The organism is Streptomyces sp. NPDC005574 (assembly GCF_040605435.1).
GTDB lineage: Bacteria > Actinomycetota > Actinomycetes > Streptomycetales > Streptomycetaceae > Streptomyces.
In genome coordinates, this window is sequence record NZ_JBEXCW010000270.1 from 1 (window position 1) to 2,145 (window position 2,145).

The window sequence follows — 2,145 nt, forward strand, 5'->3', positions numbered from 1 at the left end:
TCTTGGTCGACGACTCAACTACCGAAGGTCCCGTTCTGTTCTCCTGCCTCCCCCGGGCCCAGCGCAACACGCCCCCTGCTGCTTGACAACCAGGCAACATGCCTACCTTTTCGGCATTGTTCTCGCGCTGCCGGTCTGGAGAGGGGACGCCCGACACATTGCGCAGCCGTTACACAGGCTCCCGGGTATCGGACCTTCGCAGACGGCAGCGATACCGGGTGTTCCTGTATCAGCGCAAAAAGACGTGCAACCCGCGAGGTGTAGTGTGATGATCTACGTGCTCTCATTTGGAGTATGGGGCGGTAGCTCAGTTGGTCAGAGCTGCGGACTTTTAATCCGTAGGTCGTGGGTTCGAGCCCCACCCGCCCCACTGTTTCCCCATGATCCTGGACACTCGATGTCTACGCTGCGAGGGCGTGCTGTTGCCGCTGCCTGGTCTCGGCTGGGGTGAGGTAGCCGAGGATCTTGTGTTTGCGCAGACGGCGGCGGTTGTAGAAGGTCTCGATGAAGTCGAAGACCTCGGCGCGGGCGGTGGCCCGGTCGGGCCAGGTGCGGGTGCCGATCTCTTCCTTGAGGAGGGCCCAGAAACTCTCCGCGGCGGCGTTGTCGAAGCAGGATCCGGTGCGTCCGCAGCTTTGCCGCAGATTCAACTCCCTTATCTCATGGCGGAATTCGGCTGATGTGTATTCGCTGCCGCGGTCGCTGTGTATGACGCATCCGGGGCGGAGTTCGGCTCGGCCGTGGGCCATCTTCAGGGCGTCGGTGACGAGGGAGGCGCGGTGGTGGTCGGCCATGGCGTAGCCGACGACTTCGCGGGTGGCCAGGTCCAGCCAGCAGGCGAGGTAGAGCCAGCCCTCGGCGGTGGGCAGGCAGGTGATGTCACCGACCAGCTTGGTACCAGGGATCTCGGCGTGGAAGTCGCGGCCGATCAGGTCGGGCGCCGGCCTGGCCTTCCTGTCCGCGCGGGTCAGTGAACGCCGCTTGCGGCGGGTGACACCCTGGATGCCGGCCTGGCGCATGATCCGGGCGACGCGCTTGCGGTTCACCCGCCGGCCCAGGCGCCGCAGCTCAGCATGGATTCGCGGCACCCCGTAGGTCTTGCGGGACGCGATGTGGAGCACGGCGATCTCGTGCGCGAGCGCGTCGTCGGCTGCCCGGCGGGCCTGGCGGGCGGCTTCACCCTCGCACCAGGAGTAGTAAGAGGAGCGGGCGATCTTCATCGCCCGGCACAGCAGGGTGACGGGGTGGTTCGCCTTCTCCGCATGGATGAACCGGTACAACGCGCTCACCGGTCGCTCTCTTTCACGAAGAAGGCCGTCGCTTTTTTCAAGATCTCGATCGTCTGCTGCTGCTCACGGTTCTGCCTGCGCAGACGCTTCAGTTCCTCGCGTTCGGCGCTGGTCAGCTCACCCGGGGCGCCCTCACCACGGTCGGCCTGATCACGCCGGACCCAGTTGCGCAGACTCTCCGGGCTGACGCCGAGCTCCCGGGCGACCTCGGTCACCGTCCTGCCGGAAGAACGGACGAGCGCTATCGCGTCCCGCCGGTACTCCGCCGAGTATCGCTTCGTGTACTTACTTCCCACCTGGCACTACTTCCTCTGGAACCACACGTCCCAGTCTCCAGGTGTCCACGATCAAGGGGAAGCTTCACCACCGCACAACCGCCTGGTCCACCAGGAGCGGGGTGTTTCAGGCGCGCTGCGGTCCGTTGAAGTGTATGCCCCGGGTGATTCCATGGACGGCGAGGATGTTCCAGACGTCAGTGGTGGTGCGGCCGGTGCGCTCCGCAATGCGGGAGACGGGTTCCCCGCCTGCCCAAGCAGCGAGGGTGGCCACGGTCAGGTTCCGGCGGGCGGCATGCAGGGCCTCCTGCGCATCGCGCAAGGCTCGCGCTGCTGCTTCCAGCGACTCGTCCTCAGTAGTCATACAGCCATCGTGCCAGCCGGAACGCAGGGCGGATGCAAGTTCCGGGGGCGTGCAGTTGGTGGGGTTGTGACTGGTTGAGGCGCATTACAGGGCAGGCACGGGCTTCGTGGTCATTGTGGTGCCCTGGAGGTTGTCGCGCACGGTGGCATAGCGGCCCTGACGGGAGAGCGCGGCCTTGACCTCGGCGGAGCCGGTGCGGAGCTTCTCGCCGATGATG

3 protein-coding genes and 1 tRNA gene are annotated in these 2,145 nt (G+C 65.7%); 1 reads left to right on the forward strand and 3 read right to left on the reverse strand.

Annotated elements, in window-relative coordinates:
* The first annotated feature begins 296 nt into the window (after nucleotides 1-296).
* Nucleotides 297-370: transfer RNA gene (locus tag ABZT03_RS43960), tRNA-Lys, on the forward strand.
* 31 nt (nucleotides 371-401) lie between these two features.
* Here ABZT03_RS43960 and ABZT03_RS43965 read toward each other — a convergent pair.
* The 3 genes from ABZT03_RS43965 to ABZT03_RS43975 all read right to left on the reverse strand — a co-directional run bounded on the left by ABZT03_RS43965 (nucleotide 402) and on the right by ABZT03_RS43975 (nucleotide 1,928).
* The gene (locus tag ABZT03_RS43965) at nucleotides 402-1,289 is read right to left on the reverse strand and encodes an IS3 family transposase (RefSeq protein ID WP_356049894.1); all 888 of its coding nucleotides are present in this window, start codon (nucleotides 1,287-1,289) and stop codon (nucleotides 402-404) included.
* Complete coding sequence (locus ABZT03_RS43970; RefSeq protein WP_356049896.1) at nucleotides 1,286-1,585, reverse strand: transposase; 300 nt, start codon at nucleotides 1,583-1,585, stop codon at nucleotides 1,286-1,288. Before ABZT03_RS43970 ends, ABZT03_RS43965 begins: the two co-directional genes overlap by 4 nt.
* Nucleotides 1,586-1,691: 106 nt before the next feature.
* Complete coding sequence (locus ABZT03_RS43975) at nucleotides 1,692-1,928, reverse strand: hypothetical protein (RefSeq protein ID WP_356049898.1); 237 nt, start codon at nucleotides 1,926-1,928, stop codon at nucleotides 1,692-1,694.
* Nucleotides 1,929-2,145 lie beyond the last annotated feature (217 nt).

Coding starts and splice junctions, on each gene's coding strand:
- ABZT03_RS43975 (WP_356049898.1), bottom strand. CDS start 1,928: ATGACTACTGAGGACGAGTCGCTGGAAGCAGCAGCGCGAGCCTTGCGC.